At 67.7% G+C, this 17,494-nt stretch carries 16 protein-coding genes and 2 pseudogenes; 11 read left to right on the top strand and 7 right to left on the bottom strand.

What is annotated here, in order from left to right; all coding sequences use genetic code 11:
* Positions 1–290: 290 nt before the first annotated feature.
* Positions 291–413 (top strand): annotated as a pseudogene (locus MKK84_RS34965) (porin family protein); the annotation flags it as partial.
* A gap of 105 nt (positions 414–518) precedes the next feature.
* Here MKK84_RS34965 and MKK84_RS34960 read toward each other — a convergent pair.
* The 3 genes from MKK84_RS34960 to MKK84_RS34950 form a co-directional block, all read right to left on the bottom strand.
* Entirely contained in the window at positions 519–698 is a 180-nt protein-coding gene (locus MKK84_RS34960) for a hypothetical protein (RefSeq protein WP_243927600.1), read from the bottom strand.
* A 108-nt stretch (positions 699–806) separates the two neighbouring features.
* Positions 807–2,168, bottom strand: coding sequence for an MFS transporter (locus MKK84_RS34955; protein ID WP_243927598.1), 1,362 nt, complete (start codon positions 2,166–2,168; stop codon positions 807–809).
* A 405-nt stretch (positions 2,169–2,573) separates the two neighbouring features.
* Entirely contained in the window at positions 2,574–2,906 is a 333-nt protein-coding gene (locus MKK84_RS34950; protein WP_243927596.1) for a hypothetical protein, read from the bottom strand.
* A 221-nt stretch (positions 2,907–3,127) separates the two neighbouring features.
* On the opposite strand from MKK84_RS34950, the pseudogene MKK84_RS34945 reads away from it, so the two are divergent.
* From MKK84_RS34945 to MKK84_RS34935, 3 genes and pseudogenes are all read left to right on the top strand, one after another.
* Positions 3,128–3,367 (top strand): annotated as a pseudogene (locus MKK84_RS34945) (type I secretion system permease/ATPase); the annotation flags it as partial.
* Complete coding sequence (locus tag MKK84_RS34940; RefSeq protein WP_243927594.1) at positions 3,367–4,047, top strand: biotin/lipoyl-binding protein; 681 nt, start codon at positions 3,367–3,369, stop codon at positions 4,045–4,047. The pseudogene MKK84_RS34945 and the gene MKK84_RS34940, both read left to right, overlap by 1 nt.
* Before the next feature lie 479 nt (positions 4,048–4,526).
* Positions 4,527–5,168, top strand: a complete 642-nt coding sequence (locus MKK84_RS34935; protein ID WP_243927592.1) for a sugar transferase — start codon at positions 4,527–4,529, stop codon at positions 5,166–5,168.
* Positions 5,169–7,206: 2,038 nt separating this feature from the next.
* Here MKK84_RS34935 and MKK84_RS34930 read toward each other — a convergent pair.
* The 4 genes from MKK84_RS34930 to MKK84_RS34915 all read right to left on the bottom strand — a co-directional run bounded on the left by MKK84_RS34930 (position 7,207) and on the right by MKK84_RS34915 (position 10,402).
* The gene (locus tag MKK84_RS34930) at positions 7,207–7,383 is read right to left on the bottom strand and encodes a hypothetical protein (protein WP_243927590.1); all 177 of its coding nucleotides are present in this window, start codon (positions 7,381–7,383) and stop codon (positions 7,207–7,209) included.
* Positions 7,384–7,519: 136 nt separating this feature from the next.
* The gene (locus tag MKK84_RS34925; RefSeq protein ID WP_243927588.1) at positions 7,520–7,777 is read right to left on the bottom strand and encodes a hypothetical protein; all 258 of its coding nucleotides are present in this window, start codon (positions 7,775–7,777) and stop codon (positions 7,520–7,522) included.
* A gap of 842 nt (positions 7,778–8,619) precedes the next feature.
* Entirely contained in the window at positions 8,620–8,955 is a 336-nt protein-coding gene (locus MKK84_RS34920; protein ID WP_243927586.1) for a hypothetical protein, read from the bottom strand.
* A 7-nt stretch (positions 8,956–8,962) separates the two neighbouring features.
* Positions 8,963–10,402, bottom strand: coding sequence for a PLP-dependent aminotransferase family protein (locus MKK84_RS34915; protein WP_243927584.1), 1,440 nt, complete (start codon positions 10,400–10,402; stop codon positions 8,963–8,965).
* Positions 10,403–10,751: 349 nt separating this feature from the next.
* Here MKK84_RS34915 and MKK84_RS34910 point away from each other — a divergent pair, with 349 nt between their 5' ends.
* From MKK84_RS34910 to MKK84_RS34880, 7 genes are all read left to right on the top strand, one after another.
* A complete protein-coding gene (locus MKK84_RS34910) occupies positions 10,752–11,234 on the top strand; it encodes an MSMEG_0572/Sll0783 family nitrogen starvation response protein (protein WP_056167628.1) in 483 nt (160 codons plus the stop codon).
* 77 nt (positions 11,235–11,311) lie between these two features.
* Positions 11,312–12,400 (top strand): Nit6803 family nitrilase, encoded by a 1,089-nt coding sequence (locus MKK84_RS34905; RefSeq protein WP_243927583.1) that lies wholly within the window; start codon positions 11,312–11,314, stop codon positions 12,398–12,400.
* Positions 12,354–13,454, top strand: coding sequence for an MSMEG_0568 family radical SAM protein (locus tag MKK84_RS34900; RefSeq protein WP_243927581.1), 1,101 nt, complete (start codon positions 12,354–12,356; stop codon positions 13,452–13,454). The genes MKK84_RS34905 and MKK84_RS34900 overlap by 47 nt, the downstream gene beginning before the upstream one ends.
* The gene (locus MKK84_RS34895; RefSeq protein ID WP_409566576.1) at positions 13,454–13,996 is read left to right on the top strand and encodes an MSMEG_0567/Sll0786 family nitrogen starvation N-acetyltransferase; all 543 of its coding nucleotides are present in this window, start codon (positions 13,454–13,456) and stop codon (positions 13,994–13,996) included. Before MKK84_RS34900 ends, MKK84_RS34895 begins: the two co-directional genes overlap by 1 nt.
* The gene (locus MKK84_RS34890) at positions 13,993–14,988 is read left to right on the top strand and encodes a sll0787 family AIR synthase-like protein (protein ID WP_243927579.1); all 996 of its coding nucleotides are present in this window, start codon (positions 13,993–13,995) and stop codon (positions 14,986–14,988) included. The genes MKK84_RS34895 and MKK84_RS34890 overlap by 4 nt, the downstream gene beginning before the upstream one ends.
* A complete protein-coding gene (locus tag MKK84_RS34885; RefSeq protein ID WP_243927577.1) occupies positions 14,985–16,154 on the top strand; it encodes an MSMEG_0565 family glycosyltransferase in 1,170 nt (389 codons plus the stop codon). The genes MKK84_RS34890 and MKK84_RS34885 overlap by 4 nt, the downstream gene beginning before the upstream one ends.
* Positions 16,155–16,192: 38 nt before the next feature.
* Positions 16,193–17,461, top strand: coding sequence for an MSMEG_0569 family flavin-dependent oxidoreductase (locus tag MKK84_RS34880; RefSeq protein WP_243927576.1), 1,269 nt, complete (start codon positions 16,193–16,195; stop codon positions 17,459–17,461).
* Positions 17,462–17,494: the final 33 nt, after the last annotated feature.

Here is a 17,494-nt window from a genome sequence, read left to right as displayed (position 1 = left end):
CCGCCGGCGACGCGGCCAGGGTCATCACCGATCAGTGCCACGATCCCGATCCGTCCTTCGCTCCGCGCGTAGCTCCACTCCGACAGGTCGATCGTCGGCGCGGGGTCCACCGCCTCCGACTGGCGCTGCAGTTCCGCCAGAATGGCGTCGCGCACGCCGTTGTTCAGGTCCACCGAGCTCGCTCCCCGTCGGCCGCGCAGCCGAGAGCACTATCCTTGCATGGTTCCGGCAGCGCCACGAGGCTAACCGCCCATTCGTCGCGCCGCTTCGCGGCCGACCGCTCAAGCGACCGAGGCGCGTTCGTCGACACCGCCGCCAACAACTGCCCGGTCGTCACCAGCGGCGCGGGCCGCCGACCCGACGAGTTCGCCGTCGTCCGCGCCGGCCTGAACTACAAGTTCGGCTCGTACTAAGACCGATCCCAGGCGCGGCTCAGGCCGCGCCCCGGACCTGACGTTCGGCGAGGCCGCTTCCGCAAGGGAGCGGCCTCGCTGCCGTTTCGGCGGCGGCCTCTCCCGTCATGGCCCGCCGGCGAGCGCGCCCGCGACGACCATGATCAGCGCCTCGATATCGATCCGACCTTCGATCCGCGCGTAGCCCGACTCCGACAGGTCGATCGTCGGCGCGGGGTCTTCCGCCTCCGACTGGCGCTTCAGTTCCGCCAGAATGGCGTCGCGCACGGTGGTGTTCAGGTCCATCGAGCTGGCTCCCCGTCGGCCGCGCAGCCGAGAGCACAATCCTTCGATGGTTCCGGCAGCGACACGAGGCTAACCGCCCATTCGTCGCGCCGGTTCGCAGGCGACCGCTCAGGCCACCGAGGGCCGGCGGGCGCCCGAGTCCGGTTGCGAGGCGCGCCCCGGCACCAGCGACAGTCCGGCCGACACCAGGGCGAAGACCACTAGGGGCAGGAGACTCAGGGTGAAGCTGCCGGTCCCGTCCTTGATCGCACCGATCAGGTAGGGCCCGAGGAAACCGCCAAGATTCCCGACCGCATTGATCGCCGCGATGCTCGCCGCCGCCGTGGCGGGGAGCATCTGCTCGGTGGCGAGCGCCCAGAACGGACCCTTGAGCATATAGACGCCAACCGCCGCCACGGTCAGCGCCGCGACCACAGGGCCGAGGCCCGTCAGCACGGTGCCGCCCGCGAGCCCGAGCGCCAGGACCAGGAAGGAGAGTGCGAGGTGCCAGCGCCGCTCGGCCATCCGGTCGCTGTGCCGCCCCCAGAGGATCATGGCGACCGACGCGAAACCGTACGGGATGCTGTTCAGCAGGCCGGTCTCGAAATTGCCCAGGCCGAAGCTCTTGACGATCTGCGGGGTCCAGAACGAGAGCCCGTAGCTGCTCGCCGTCGAGCCGAAATAGATTGCCGCGAACAGGGCGAGGCGCCGGTCGCGCAGGATCTCCCACAGGGGCGGCTTGGCTGCCTGCCCACGCTTCGTGTTGCGTGCCGCCTCGGCCTGGAGCTGCCGCTCCAGCCAATCGCGCTCGGCCGCCGGCAGCCAGGCCGCGTCCCGCGGGCCGTCCGGCAGCAGCCACAGGACCGCGCCGGCCATCAGCACCGCCGGCAGCCCTTCGAGGATGAACAGCCACTGCCAGCCGGCGAGCCCCAAGCCGGTCACGTTAAGGAGCGCCCCCGAGATCGGCGAGCCGAGGAACGACGAGATCGGGATCGAGATCATGAACACCCCGATGATCCGCGCCCGGTAGGCCGAGGGGAACCAGTAGGTGAGGTAGAGGATCACGCCCGGGAAGAAGCCGGCCTCGGCCAGGCCCAGCAGGAAGCGCAGTCCGACGAACGACCACGGCCCCTGCACGAGCGCCATGGCGGCGGAGATCAGCCCCCAGGTCGCCATGATCCGGGCGATCCACAGCCGTGCCCCGAAGCGCTCCAGCATCAGGTTGCTGGGGATCTCCATCAGGAAGTAGCCGATGAAGAAGATCCCGGCCCCCCAGCCGAACACCGTCGCCGAGAGGCCGACATCGTGGTTCATCTGGATCGCCGCGAAGCCGACATTCACGCGGTCGAGGAAGGAGATGAAGTAGGCGAGGATCAGGAACGGCACGAGCCGCCAGCTGATCCGGCGGATCGCCGAGCGTTCGAGGGCGGTCTCGTCCGGGGAGCCGGGTGTCGGGTCGGTGGTCGCAGAGCCAGTTATGGGGCCGGTCATGGGGCCTGTCCTCGTCGCGCGTCGCGGGGTCCGCGCGGATTCGAGGCAGGCCGAACAAAGCCGCGACGGCGGCGTGACGGACTTCTCGGGCTTCCTCGCGAGCCGGTCATCTCTGGCGGTGACCTGTGCCGATCCTGCTTAACCCGATCCCGGCGCGGCTGGGAAGCGGGCGCGATACCGTAACGGATCGGATTTGTTGATGGTCTGAAGGTATTCGTAAGCCAGAAGACCTTCGAAGATCGCGCAGCCAGGCCCTTTCCCGCCGTCAGCGCACACAGCGTTTCGCGGCAGGCCCTGCTCAGCCAGGCCCTCGCTCACACGGGCCATCACGCCCTTCGCCGGATCCGCAGGGCAAGGCCTGAAGACCGGTCGTGTTGCCGGCCTCGACAGGCAGCGTCGGTGTTCTCAATCCTGATCCGGATGCGGATCGGATCTCCGGACCGTGATCTTTCCCGCATGCTCGCTGTTCGGAACCGCAGCCCAGCCATAACGGGCGGCTGCGTTCGCCTGCTCGGGCGTGACGGCGAGTTCACCATGGACAAGCCGATCACCCAGCACATCGAGCCAGAGATCACCGGACTGATCGGCGACGTCACCCGGCGTCACGATCGGAGCCTGAACCATCGGCGCATCGAATCCCGGCGCTGTCGGAAAGCCCAGAGTTCCGAAATCGGGCGCTTCGATAATCTTCCGCGTCATCGTTTGTCCTCGCCTTTCGAGGGACGAAGTGCCCCACATCCGACACGCCACCCCCTGCGCACCCCCAGCGGGCTGCACCCGGTCATACCGCGGTTTTGGTATGAGCCTGAACCGAAGGTTGATCCTTCATCGGCCCAAGGCCCATCGTATCGATAAGTCGCGTTGGGGAATCTCGCGCGTTTCGAGGGTCGTCGTCGAGGGATCGGGGAACGCGAACCCGACCGGGCCGCAGCGTGTTCCTCAACATACGGTCGACCTGAAATGCCAAGCTCGATGCCGATGGCGAGGCCGCGCTGACGCGGGCGATCCAGGGGGTGCGAAGCCGCAGCGGGATCTGCATCGTCGTCGCCCACCGACCGAGCGCGCTGGCCGCCGTCGATTCCGTGCTCGTGATGGCGGACGGACGCCTGCAGGCGTTCGGCCCGAAGGATGATGTCCTCAAGCGTGTTCTGCGGCCCGTCGGGGCAGAGCGTGCCGATCAACAGAGGGTGAGCGCGTGATGTCGGCAGGATCCCCCATCCTCACCGGATCCGGCCTGGATCTGACCGCCCGGACGCGGCCGCGACGCCATCCGCGCGCCTCCATCCGCCGCCAGCTCGTCTTCGCCGGCGTCCTCTCCGTGGCGCTGGTGCCGGGTCTGGCCGGCTGGACCACCATGACCTCGTTCGCGGGCGCGATCATCGCCCCCGGCCAGCTCGTGGTCGAGTCCGAGATCAAGAAGGTTCAGCATCCCACCGGCGGCGGCGTCGGCGAATTGCTGGTCAAGGATGGCGATCACGTCAGGGCCGGCGACGTCCTGATCCGCCTCGACAAGACGCAGGTCCAGGCCAATCTCGACATCACGCTCAAGGCGTTGAACGAACTGGCGGCGCGCTGCGCCCGCGAGGAGGCCCAGCGGGACGGTTCCGCGGCGATCCTGTTTCCGCCTGATATGGCGATGTGGAACAGATCGAGCCCAGAGATCACGGCCCTTCTGGACGGCGATAGGCGGCTGTTCTCGGCCCGACTGGCCAGCCGGGACGGTCAACGCGCGCAGATGGGTCGTCCGTCCGCGCGGGTCCGGGTCGCCCTTCAAGCGTTGAAGGGTCAGCTCACTGCCCGCCCCATCGCCCGGCGGCAAACCGGCGCCGCGAACGCAAAAATCGCTGCCCGTTCCAGCGACTTGGTACTTAATCACTAAGCAGTTTTCTGTTTCGATCCGAATATGAGCGCGTTAGCCCGCGCAGAACGGCGACAGAACCCTCTTTGTCTCGTCACATATTTAACGCCGGATCAAAAGCCAGTCGCCATCGATAAAAAACTTGCAAGTCAATATACAGCGTATCTGGACGCGATCACACCCGCCTAAAAAAGGATTCAATAACTGAAGAAATTACCTGAGATACAGGCGACGAGCCCCTCTCAGGGAAAAAACGATAGCAAGTCATCTTTAAAAAAATAGCATAACAATTGGCGCTATAATATTGCTACATGCGATCCGCTGCCACCCACAATTAGGATCATTCCTTGTATCTGGCTTAACGCCGAGTTAAACGGCGGAGCTGTGGCGGCGCCCGGACTGGGACTCAGTTGGCGTCGCCGCCTTCAGGTACCCGGCGGCCGCGCCCACCCAGCCGGATCTGAATAGGGGCTCATCGCATGAAGGCCGCAGAACGCAGCTTGGCTGCTGACGAACCGCTGACGCCCGTGACGTCCGGCGGCCAACAGCCAAGCGCAACTCTGCGAACCGGGCTGGACGTCACTGTCGCGGCCCTGGCGTTGGTCCTGCTGGCGCCGCTTCTGGCGCTTGTCGCGCTGCTGGTGCGTCTGGACAGCCCAGGTCCGGCGCTGTTCCGTCAGACGCGGACGGGCCTGAACGGGCGCTCGTTCCTGATCTACAAGTTCCGGACCATGCACGTGCAGGAGGACGGGGCGGTCGTCTCACAAGTGCGCCGGGGCGATGCCCGCCTGACCCGGCTCGGCGGGCTCCTGCGCAGCTCGAGCCTGGACGAGCTGCCGCAGCTGATCAACGTGCTGCGCGGCGAGATGGCGCTGGTCGGCCCGCGTCCCCACGCGCTGGCCCATGACCGCCATTACGGCGCGCTGCTGAGCGCCTATTCCGGCCGCTTCGCGGTGCGGCCCGGCATCACCGGCTGGGCTCAGGTCAACGGCTCGCGCGGCGGCACCCCGCAACTGGCCGACATGCAGCGCCGGGTCGAATTCGATCTGTGGTACATTGAGAACCAGAGTTTCGCTTTGGATCTCAAGATCCTGGCCGCCACGGCGCTTCACGTGTTCCCGGGTCGCTCCGACGCTTACTGATCCGATGCGCTGTGCGACGGCAAGGCTTGCGGGGCCGCCGTCAGCCCGGACAGAGCCGGATCCGACGAGTCATGCCGGGGAGCTTGAACGGTGTCCGATCCATCGTCCTCAATGATCGGGGCGCTTAACGCCTCATTTAGGAAGTAACCGACGCATGCCAGCGTCATGATGGCCCAGCCAAGCATGCGCCCCCAATGGATCGGTTTGCCGTGGTGGTCCTGATGCCTCGAAGCGGCACGCATGGACAGATACCAAGTCGCACACCAAGCTGAAGCTATCTTTAATTGCGGTCTCCTGACTGCGCGATTCCCTCTCCAAGCTAGATCGCGCGGCCGCGGTCTTTGAAACACCGTCGGTCGGATCTGCGTGTCTGCTGCACTGTGCCGGCCTGCCCACCCCGGATGCGAACGATGCCGCACGCCTGGACGGTCGCGATCGGTCCGGCTTGGAGCCGACATCCGCGACTTGGCTCGCACCGGTCGTTGCAGTTCAAAACCCCAGGCTCAGACACGGCGCGGGTTGGCGCGGGCGTTGAGCCGCGTGGCGGTTATTCATCCCAGATGAATTTCCGTTTGTGCGATCACGAGGCGGCTCCGTTGCTTGGACGACGACCGACTCCGCTGATACGCGAGGAAAAGCCCGATCGAAATCGCCAGGCCCCCCGCCGCCAAGGGGCCGCTCAGAATGGCGTAAGGGCCAAACCAGGGCCAGGTCCCAATAACGGCAAGTAAGCCCCCGATCACGGCGGGCATGAGTACAGCGATCATCTGCGTGTTCCCGTAACGACAGTTATGGATTTCAACGATCCTCACTGCACGATCGTCGCGACAGCATGTGCGTCAAGCTACCTCGATCGGCCCTGCTCTTTCATCACGAATATTAAACGATATAAGCTACTGTCTCAAATACTGGATAATATTACATCAAATCATAATATGAATAATCGGATCTGAACTTTCTTGGTCACTTGTCGAGGATCGAACGATCTGCAGGGTGCCGCCTTGAACCATCGATGTCCGCAGCCGGCCCGGAACGGCATGCGAGAGCGCTTTGCGCCGAAGTGAACTCCGGTTCAGCGCAAGACAGTACGTCCCTACAAAGGCTTAGAGCCGGGCACGCTTGCATGCGTTGCAGAGCACGGCCGTCGCAGACCTGGCGCCGAAACGCGATGGCGCGTTCAGGCCATGTGCCCGATCCGCAGGTTAAGCAACGCGGTCGAACAACCAGATTTCATCAACATTTGTACTGATTTTAGTTGGCAATCTCAAGAAAGACCCATTCCTTTCCCCAGCTCTCGATTCGCCTTGATCGACGACGTCTGAACTTTGCACGGCTTGCCTGAGACCACAAGGATGTGCTTTTACGCAGACGCCTGATTAACCAGCTTTCCAACGTCATGAAGTCTCGAAAATCTGCACATCCTGTCAAGCCAATGCACTCATTCAAACAACAAATCGAATGTCTGTGACAGCTACGGAGACGTTTTGATCGCAGATCTTTAATAAAATTCGCTAATTCCATGGTCAGTCGATAGTCAAAGGATGATTGGCGTTCACCGAAGTGAGACGTGAGAATCACGTCGCGTTACATCGATGGGCACTGTGGCCTCAGCCGCGCGGTGCTTCGATCGGAACGACGCTCGCGGGCAGGACTTAACCACGTTCCCGCGTTGCGGCTCCCGAGACCGGGGCGTCTGAAGGCAAGGCCCCATTCTGCTCGGCCTCGCGCGTTCCATAGGACATCAGACCGAAAGGCGCGCACGCACCAGAGCGCCGTCAGGGACGGATAGCCTCGATCGATATCGAGGCTTGCGATCGGGGGGCCGCTGAAACCCCGCATGACCATCAGGGACTGATCGCGAGACGCAAACTTGGAAGACACGCCACGCCCGTCGCCGTTGGCCTCGAGACCGTGATCGCAGCCCTGCGCATCGTCAGCCTTGCCGGGCTGACTTGCCAAGTGACGCGCTAGGACTGACTTGCCGAGTTGACTTGCGAAAACGCCGGGTGACTAATTTGCAGCAACATGGACGGACGCGTCACTTTATCCAGTTCAACACCGTCGACCCGATCCACCATGCGGCATAGCCCCAAGCGCCGATCACGGCCAGCGTGGCGGCGGCCAACACACCGATCGACAGCCACTCTGTCGGGCTTCGATAGCGCGACCTGCTGGTCTTCTCTGGGGTGCTCAACGGCTTCTCGTCACTGCCCATCTCTGTAGAGTCGAAACGAAATCTGGCTTCAGGGCAGGACTTGCTTCAATCTAAACCGAAATATTTGTGATTGATAAGGGAAACTCAAAACGTCAACAGCGGAATCTATTTAGGTAAATCCGGCAAACCCGAGGGTTCAGCGCCAAGAGCGGATCTCTTGGATTGTGAGCAGACTGAAGCGTGACCAGACACGCAGCCGCTCATGAACACGGACAGGCGCAAGGGCTGGCCAAATCTTGTTCAGCGCCAAGTACGCCGTCGCGGCAGCAATCAGGACAGCTGCGATCACGCACAGACAGGCAACGATCAATGCGTCGCGCAGATGGATCACGCCGGATTTTGCTTTTCGCCCTCTTCCCTTAATTTGGAGAGTGACGTGAGCTGTTTCCGCCATCGAACCTTCCGGTTTTAACCGCGCGTGAACTACGCATATCCGGGATCCTATGTCGATGCGGCGGCCCCGGGAGCGCCACGTGAACGAGCGGTTGTGATGAGCCGCGCGTGCCGTCCGTTCCGACTTGAGGGCGACGCGGTGGAGACCCGGCAGAGCGCACGGCCGATCCCGGACCATCCCTTGCAGAGATCGCATGGTCCAAGAACGAAGGGACGCGATGGCTGTTCAGAGCAGAACACTTTTGGCTCGGACCAAGACCCGGTGTCCCCGACGGGGACGCCCGACCGGTCTCCGTCGCGAGCCTCGGCACGGCGCTGGCCAATCCCTCCCAGATGCGACCGGCCGCCAATGTGACCCGGATGGCCGGCGGCGCGACGTTACGCGCGCGATTGTCTCCCGCCGCTGCCTTTGCACGCACGGAAGCCCTCGCCCGGCGCGCGCTCGGCTCGATCTGCGCGGGGTGCGGGTCCGCTCCCAGCCGGAAATCCGGCCCTGTGCACGCCTCCTCCGCGTCCGCCCGGTTCGGGACACCGACCAGCAACCCGGCGATGGCCGCCCGCGACCGAAACGTGATGGCGCGGTAAGGCACCCTCCGCGCGAGCCGAGACCGGTCTGGCCGAGAGCACGTCAAAACAAAGCCTCAGAGCTGTGGTCGATGGCGATGCGACCCGGCACGGGTCCAGCCATAGGGCGGTGGGAAGCCGGTGCGCGAGTTCAGCAACGCGCGTCTGCCCCATGCGTATGCCCCGCTCCGCGGGTCGGGCCGATGGCCGGACGCTTGCGACAGCGATCCGGCCCACACCACTGTGCCTGGCATGATCCGAACACGGGGTCATCAATGATCAGAGGCGCTCGGCCGCTGTGACGACCGCCCCCATGGTCACGTCCAGGACCACCCCGTCCAAGACCGGTCCCGAGACCGCCTCCAGGAAGGCCGCGCCCAGGACGACCACGTCCGGGGCGATGTCGAAGGCCCACGGTTCCAGCTTCCGCAAAGCGGAGGCCGGCAACGCCCTGGCGATGCGCTGGACCTGCGTCGGGTGTACGGCCCAGAAGCACCCCCGCCCGGACCTGGACGATCGGCCCGGCCGACCCAACGTCCCCGACGAGCCGGTGATCCTGGACCCTGCACAGGCGCCGGTGATCGAATAGACGGGATCGACCGCGACGCGCGGCACCCGGGGATCAGATGTAGCTCGAAGCCAGCGCCGGTGAGCCTTCCAGCGCGTGGGCGAGCATCTCCAGGCCGTTCGTGATCTGCTGCCGGGTCGAGGGGCCACCGAGGCAGAGGCGGACCGCCTCCGGGGGCGTGCCCGTCACGCAGAACGGATCGCTGCCGACGACGCCGAGGCCGGCGGACCGCCCCTGGCTGGCGAAGGCCGAGCGGGTCCAGCCCGCCGGCAGGGTGATCCACGCATGGAAGGCGTGCGGATCGGCCGTGTAGGTCTCGGGCGGAAGCAGCGCCGCCGCGAGGCGCTGGCGGGCAGCCGATTCCGAGCGCACGAACTGCACGATCGCCTCCGCGGTCCCATCGTTGATCCAGCGCGTCGTCAGAGCCGTCGCGATCGGCGAGGCCATGACGGTGGCGGCCCGCAGGGCGCCGCCGAGCGGCAGGGCGGCCCGGGCGCTCGGGGCGACGAGGTAGGCGAGGCGCAGGCCCGCACCCAGGCATTTGGCGAGGCCGGCCACGTAGTAGGTGATCTCGGGGGCGAGTTCCGCGAAGCTCGGCGGGGGCGTCGGGCAGATGCGCGCGTAGGCGTCATCCTCGATGATGGTCACGGCGTACCGGCGCGCCACCGCGATGATCGCCTCGCGCCGCGGCCGCGACAGGGTCGCGGTGGTCGGGTTCTGCAGCAGCGGATTGAGATAGAGCGCCTTCGGGGGGGCCTTGGTGCAGGCGGCCGCGAAGGCGTCGGGGTCGATCCCGTGCCGGTCCATCGGCAGGCCGACGAGGCGCAGGCCCCGGTGCGCCGCCAGCGTCCGGATGCCCGGATAGGTGATGCGCTCGGCGCAGATCGTGTCCCCCGCCTGGGCGACCTGCCCCAGCACGCCGAACAGCGCGCTGTGCCCGCCCGGGCAGATCAGCAGGCGCTCCCGGGTCGCCGCGATCCCGCGGCCCCTCAACCAGCGCAGGGCGGCTTCCTTGTCGCCGTCGGTCCCGCCAAAGCCCTGGTAGCGCAGCAGGTTGGTGAGATCGCCGGACAGCTCTGCGAACGACGACCGCATGCGGGCCTGCAGGGCCGGCTGGTCGGGCTCGGGCGGCAGGTTCATGGTGAAGTCGACCGGCCCGACCCGGGGCGCCCGGGCGGGTCCGCTCGGCCGGGCCGCGCCCGCCGGATCGACCACGAAGGTCCCCTGGCCGACGCGCCCCTCGATCAGGCCGCGCCTGTGCGCCTCCACATAGCCGCGGGACACGGTGGTGAAGTTCAGGCCGATCGCCTCCGCCAGGGCGCGCTGCGTCGGCAGGCGCAGGCCCGGGCCGAGGCGTCCCGTCCGGATGTCGTCCGCCAGGGCCTCCGCGATGGCCAGATAATGGGGCTTGCCCCAGCGCTTGAGGTCGGGCGTCCAGGCATCCGCCGCGCCGGTCCGGCTGTCCGGCCACCCCGCCTGCTCCGTCGGCTTCATCGGTTCCGCGTCCAGACCATCAAGATGCGATCAATGCTTGATTGTATGGCCTGCAAGCACCGTACCGTGCGGGCGCTCCCGCAAATCATAGCCTGGGTCCATACAATTCATACAATCTCTGATGCAGCGGCAAGCAGTCCATGGGTATTCCTGACGCATAATATGCTGTTTCAGTGAGCGATCCTCCGGCGATCATCGTCGCTGTATTGATCGGATATTTGTATGTATTCCTGACCGGCGCATTGCATGGAATGTTGATCGCGCTGAGCTGGCACGTCGCTTGCCATTATGGGTTGCGATCGCCCGCAGCCCCCACTGCCGCGGTCCAACCCATCGAGGAGCGTGTGCGATGCCTGCCGTGAACCGCGAACCCCACAAGAAGGGCGACTTTCTGGTCGATTACGAGGAGAAGGTCTTCGAGGATGTGAAGGCCGAGCCGGGCCAGAAGGCGCTCGTCACCTTCCACACCGTCGCGTTCGAGGGCTCGATCGGCCTCGTCAACCTGCTCCAGGCCACGCGCCTGCAGCGGAAAGGCTTCGAGACCTCGATCCTGCTCTACGGGCCGGGCATCACGCTCGGCGTCCAGCGCGGCTTCCCGCGGCTCGGCGACGAGGCCTTCCCGGGCCACCTCAACTTCAACAACCAGCTCGAGAAGTTCATGGCCGAGGGCGGCAAGGTTTATGCCTGCCGGTTTTCGACCCAGGCCCTGTACGGCCACGGCGAGGCCGCCTTCATCGAGGGCATCCGCATGATCAACCCGCTCGACGTGCTCGACTGCATGCTCCTGCACAAGCGCGACAACGCGGTGATCATCGACACCTGGACCGTCTGAGTCGCCTGGACCGTCTGACGCCCGTACCCGGCGGCCGCGCAAGCCGCGCAGCCGCTGGTCCAGCCGGAGGATCATCCATGTCAGAGAGCCCGCCAGAGACCCGGATCGTACGCGCGGCTGCCGTCCAGATCGCGCCGGACCTCGACCGGCCGGAGGGCACTCTGGAGCGCGTGCTCAACGCCGTCGACGAGGCCGCCGCCAAGGGCGCGCGCTTCATGGTCTTCCCCGAGACCTTCGTGCCCTACTACCCCTACTTCTCCTTCGTCCTGCCGCCGGCGCTGCAGGGCGCGGAGCACCTGAAGCTCTACGAGCGCGCGGTGGCGGTACCAGGGCCGGTGACCCAGGCCGTCTCGGCGGCCGCACGCCGACACGGCGTGGTGATCGTGCTCGGTGTCAACGAGCGCGACCACGGTTCGCTCTACAACGCGCAGCTGATCTTCGATGCCGACGGGGCGCTGAAGCTGAAGCGCCGCAAGATCACCCCGACCTACCACGAGCGCATGATCTGGGGTCAGGGCGATGGCGCCGGCCTCACCGTCGTCGAGACCGCCGTCGGTCGGGTCGGGGCACTGGCTTGCTGGGAGCACTACAACCCGCTCGCCCGCTACGCCCTGATGGCGCGCCACGAAGAGATCCACGCCGCGCAATTCCCGGGCTCGCTGGTCGGCCAGATCTTCGCCGACCAGATGGAGGTCACGATCCGCCACCATGCCCTGGAGGCGGCCTGCTTCGTGGTCAACGCCACTGGCTGGCTCACCGACGCACAGGTCGCGCAGGTCTGCCCGGACGAGCGCCTGCGCGGCGCCTGCCGGGGCGGCAACTGCACCGCCATCGTGTCGCCCGAGGGCAAGCACCTCGCCGATCCGCTCGGACCCGGCGAGGGCATCCTGATCGCCGACATGGACCTCGCGCTGGTGACCAAGCGCAAGCGGATGATGGACTCGGTCGGCCACTACGCCCGGCCCGAACTCCTCAGCCTCCTCCACGACGACCGCCCGGCCGCGTTCGTCCACCCGCCGGCCCGTTCGCAGCCCGCCTCCCGGAGCCTCGACCATGAGCAGCAGCCCGCTTCCGACGCGTCTGTCCCCCACGGCGCCGGTCACGACGGGCCTGATCGGGATGCCGACGGAGCGCCTGATCAACGCGTTGCAATCCTACGGCGTTAGGCTGGCCGACAGCCGCGCCGGGGCGCCGAGCCGCCGCGGCGGTGCCGGCCCGTCCGACCACAAGGCCATGACGATCGCGGGCCGCACCGTGATGGTGCCGGTCCACACCGAGACCGCCTTCGACTCGCCCTTCCTGGTGCGTCGGCCGGATGCGGACGGGATCGCGGTGATCGAGCACGACGGCGTCGTGATCGGCCGTGCCACCTTCCCGGGCAAACCGCGCTTCTACGGGCTCTCGACCTTCGACGGCGTGCCCTACTCCAAGATTGCCGTGCTGCACGGGCGCGACGTGCTCGCCACCACGGTGCTGCAGACCTGCATCCGGTACGCGAGCCGCACCAAGACCTGCCAGTTCTGCGCGATCGGCCAGTCGCTGGCCGCCGGGCGCACCGTGGCGCGCAAGACGCCCGAGCAGCTCGCCGAGGTCGCCCGGGCCGCGGTGCTGCTCGACGGCGTCAAGCACATGGTGATGACCACCGGCACGCCGAACGCCACTGACCGCGGCGCCGCGATCCTGTGCGAGAGCGCCTTCGCGGTGAAGGCCGCCGTCGATCTGCCGATCCAGGCCCAGTGCGAGCCCCCCGACGATGACCGGTGGTTCGAGCGATTGAAGGCCTCGGGCGTCGACGCGCTCGGCATGCATCTCGAGGCCGTCACCTCCGAGGTCCGCGCCCGCATCATGCCCGGCAAGGCCAGCGTGCCGCTGGAGCGCTACTTCGACGCCTTCGCGGCCGCCATCCCGGTCTTCGGACGGGGCCAGGTCTCGACCTACATCCTCGCCGGCCTCGGCGACACGCCGGAGGCGATCCTGGCGATGGCCGAGCGCCTGATCGGGATGGGCGTCTACCCGTTCGTAGTGCCGTTCGTGCCGATCTCCGGCACGCCGCTGGAGAGCCATCCGGCCCCGGGCCCGGATGTCATGCACGCGATCCTTCAGCCCCTCGCCGCCCTGCTGGCGAAAGCGGACCTGCGCTCCACCGACATCAAGGCCGGCTGCGGGCGCTGCGGCGCCTGCTCGGCGCTCTCCGCCTACGAGCGGACGGGAGCGGCCTGATGTTCGACCCCGTCCCGCCCTACCGGCCCAATAGTTTTCACGTGAAATTAGCGATTGCGTGCTGGGAGCGCCGCGCCTGTGCGGCCCTGCGCCGTCAAGTCTTCTGCGTCGAGCAGGGCCTGTTCTCGGGCGACGACCAGGACGCGGTCGATGCCCACGCCATCCCGATCTGCGCCCTCTCGACGCTCGGCGGCGAGGCCGATGCCGTGGTCGGCACCGTGCGCATCCATGCTGTGCCGGAGCGGCCCGGCGAGTGGTGGGGCTCGCGCCTCGCGGTCGCCAAACCGTTCCGGAGCGCAGCCGCGCTCGGCACCGGGCTCATCCGGGTCGCGGTCTCGGCGGCCCATGCCAGGGGCTGCACCCGCTTCCTCGCGCATGTGCAGGAGGCGAATGCCGCACTGTTCGAGAGCCTGCACTGGACGAGCCTCGACGCACTGAACCTCCACGGGCGCCCGCATCGCCTGATGGAAGCCGACCTCGCGGCCTACCCGCCGATGCACGATCCCGAGCACGGCCTCATCACGCTGCGCCGGGCCGCGTGAGCGCCGCCGCCGACATTCAGGCGCTCGCCCGCCAGATCCGCGAGGCCCGCGGGGTCGGCCACAAGCGCGACATCGACGCCGTCGTGGCGCGGCTCGGTCTCGGGGGCCGGCACGCCGCAATCCCGGTCGGCGACGATTGCGCGGCGATCCCCGATGGCGACGGGCACTTGCTGCTGGCCATCGAGGGCTTCCTCGACGGCTTCGTGGCCGAGGATCCGTATTTCGCGGGCTATTGCGGGATCATGGTCAACCTGAGCGACGTCGCCGCCATGGGTGGGCGCCCGCTCGCGGTGGTCGACGCCCTGTGGAGCCGGGATGCCGGGGCGGCGGACCCGATCCTGGCCGGCCTATCGGACGCCGCCGCGCTCTACGGCGTACCGGTGGTAGGCGGCCACACCAACACGCGCGCAGCCACCGGCAATTTGGCGGTCGCCGTGCTGGGGCGAGCGGGTCCGCGCCTCCTGACGAGCTTCGACGCCGCGCCGGGCGACGACCTCATAGCGGCCATCGATCTGCGCGGGCGTTTCCGCGAGCCGCACCCCTACTGGGACGCCTCGACCGGCGCACGGGGGGACCGGCTGCGTGGCGACCTCGCCCTGCTACCGGGCCTTGCCGAGGATGGCCTGGCCCGCGCCGCCAAGGACATCAGCATGGCGGGCATCGTCGGCACGGCGCTAATGCTGCTCGAATGCTCGGGCGTCGGCGGCGTCATCGACCTCGATGCGATCCCGCGCCCCGCCGAAATCCCGCTGGCACGCTGGCTGACGGCCTTCCCGAGCTTCGGCTACCTCGTAAGCGTGCGCCCCGACCGGACGCCGGCCGTCATCGCGCGCTTCGCAGAGCGCGGCATCGCTGCTGCCACGATCGGGCATCTCGATGCGAGCTGGGTTGCCCGGGTGCGGGATTCCGCGGGGGCCGAGGCCGTGGTCTGGGATTTCGCGGCCGGCCCGCTGATAGGCTGCGGCCGGCACGACGCGGGGGCCGCCCCGTGAAAGCCCTGCGCATCGCCATCCTGACCCATTCCACCAACCCGCGGGGCGGCGTCGCACATTGTCTGGCGCTGGCGGAGGCCCTGTGCGCGCTGGGCCACGAGGCCGTGGTCCACGCCCCTGACCCATCCGGACGCGGCTTTTTCCGGGCGGCGGCCTGCCCCACCGTGGCGGTGACGGCCCGACCGGTCGCTGGCTCGACGGTCGATCTCGTGCGCGCCCGCATCGACGACTACCTGCGCCACTTCGAAGACGCGGCGGCCCGCGATTTCGAAGTGTTCCACGCTCATGACGGGATCGGCGGCAACGCGCTCGCGACCCTGACGCAGCGGCGCCTGATCCCGGGCTTCGTGCGCACCGTCCACCACGTCGATCACTTCGCCGACCCGGTGCTGGCCGACTGGCAGACGCGATCGATCCGCGAGGCCCGGCGTCTGCTCTGCGTCAGCCGCCTCTGGGCGGACTGGATCCGGAACGAGATCGGCGCGGACGCCGAGATCGTCGGCAACGGGGTCGATCTGTCGATCTATGGTGACGCGCCGACCGGGGCGGACGCCGCCCTGCGCGCGCGCTGGGGACTCGGCCCGGGGCCCGTCGTCCTGAGCGTCGGCGGCTTCGAGGCGCGCAAGAACACGCTGGGCATCATCGCGGGTTTCGCCCGGCTGCGTGCCCGCTTTCCGAGCGCGCAGCTCGTCATCGCCGGCGGCGCCTCGCTCCTCGACCACGCGGCCTACCGCGCCCGCTGCCAAGCCGCCCTGGATTCCGAGGAGCTCACGGTCGGCCGGGGCGCGGCTCTCATCGAGACGGGCCCCGTCCCGCAGGCCGAGATGCCGGCGCTCTACCGGGCCGCAGACCTCCTGGCCTTCCCGTCGTGGACCGAGGGGTTCGGCCTGTGCGTGCTGGAGGCCATGGCGTGCGGCACCCCCGCGATCGTCTCCGACCGGCCGCCGTTCACCGCCTATCTGGCGCCGGCCGACGCCCTGTTCGTCGATCCCGCCGACCCCGACGCCATCGCCGACGCCATGGCGGCGGCGCTCGTACCGCAGATCCGGGCCCGGCTGCGGGCGGCCGGCCGCGGGCGCGCGGCCGCCCTGTCTTGGCGCGCCTGCGCCGAGCGCCACGACGCGACCTACCGGGCCTGCGCCCGGCGGGCACCGATCCCCGCCTGAACAGCCCGTCCTCCCGAACCCACGCAGGAGTTGGCGCCATGACCGCCCCGATCCCTCACAGTCCCGTCGCCATCGTGGGCGGCGGTCAGGCCGGCCTCTCGGTCAGCCACCACCTTGCGCAGCGCGGCATCGACCACCTCGTGTTCGAGAAGCACACAGCCGCCCACACCTGGGCGACGCAGCGCTGGGACACGTTCTGCCTCGTGACGCCGAACTGGCAATGCGACCTGCCGGGCCATCGCTACGACGGGCCGGACCCGGACGGGTTCATGAAGAAGGACGAGATCGTCGCCTATCTCCAGGCCTTCGTGGCGAAGGTGAAGCCGCCCATCCGCGAGGGCGTTGCGGTCACGCGCGTGGTGCGGCGCGACGACGGCCTGTTCGCGGTGCAGACCTCGGACGGCGACTACACGGCCGACGAGATCGTCGTCGCTTCGGGCGGCTATCACACCCCGATCATTCCGCGCATGGCGGAGAAGCTGCCGGGCGCGATCGCACAGATCCACTCCAACCAGTATCGCAATCCGGCCCAGCTGCCGGACGGCGCCGTGCTGGTCGTCGGCTCCGGGCAATCGGGCGCGCAGATCGCGGAGGACCTGCACCTCGCCGGGCGCCGGGTGCATCTGGCGGTGGGCGATGCGCCCCGCTGCGCCCGCTTCTACCGCGGCCGCGACGTCGTCACATGGCTCGCCGACATGGGCTATTACGACATGACCGTCGAGAACCACCCGCTGCGCGACGGCGTCCGCGACAACACCAACCACTACGTGACCGGGCGCGACGGGGGCCGCGACATCGACCTGCGCCGCTTCGCCACCGAGGGCATGCAGCTCTACGGCGTGCTGGAGGATTACGCCGACGGAGCCTTCCGCTTCCGCGACAACCTCAAGCGCGCGCTTGATCAGGCCGACCGGACCTACAACAGCATCAACGCGGCCATCGACACCCACATCGCCAAGGCCGGCATCGCGGCGCCGGCGCAGGCGCCCTACACCCCCGTCTGGGAGCCGGACGCGCCCGTCACCGCGCTCCCCCTCGAAGGCTCCGGCATCACCAGCATCCTCTGGTGCATCGGCTTCACGCCGGATTTCCGGTGGCTCGACGCCTCCGTGTTCAACGGCGCGGGCCATCCCAAGCACCGGCGCGGCGTGACCGCCGAGGCCGGCATCTCCTTCATCGGCCTGCCCTGGCTGAACACCTGGGGCTCGGGCCGCTTCGGTGCGGTCGGCCGCGATGCCGAACACCTCGCGCAGGTCATCGAGGCGCGCCTCGGAACCGGGGATGCGGCCATGAGGGTCGCGGTCTGAGGTCGATCGTCGCGCGCGGAGATCTTGTTCCCA

The sequence above is a fragment of the Methylobacterium sp. E-065 genome, from assembly GCF_022829605.1.
Lineage (GTDB): Bacteria > Pseudomonadota > Alphaproteobacteria > Rhizobiales > Beijerinckiaceae > Methylobacterium.
The sequence above is the reverse complement of the archived record's forward strand: the minus strand, read 5'-3'. Positions and strand labels throughout refer to the sequence as shown.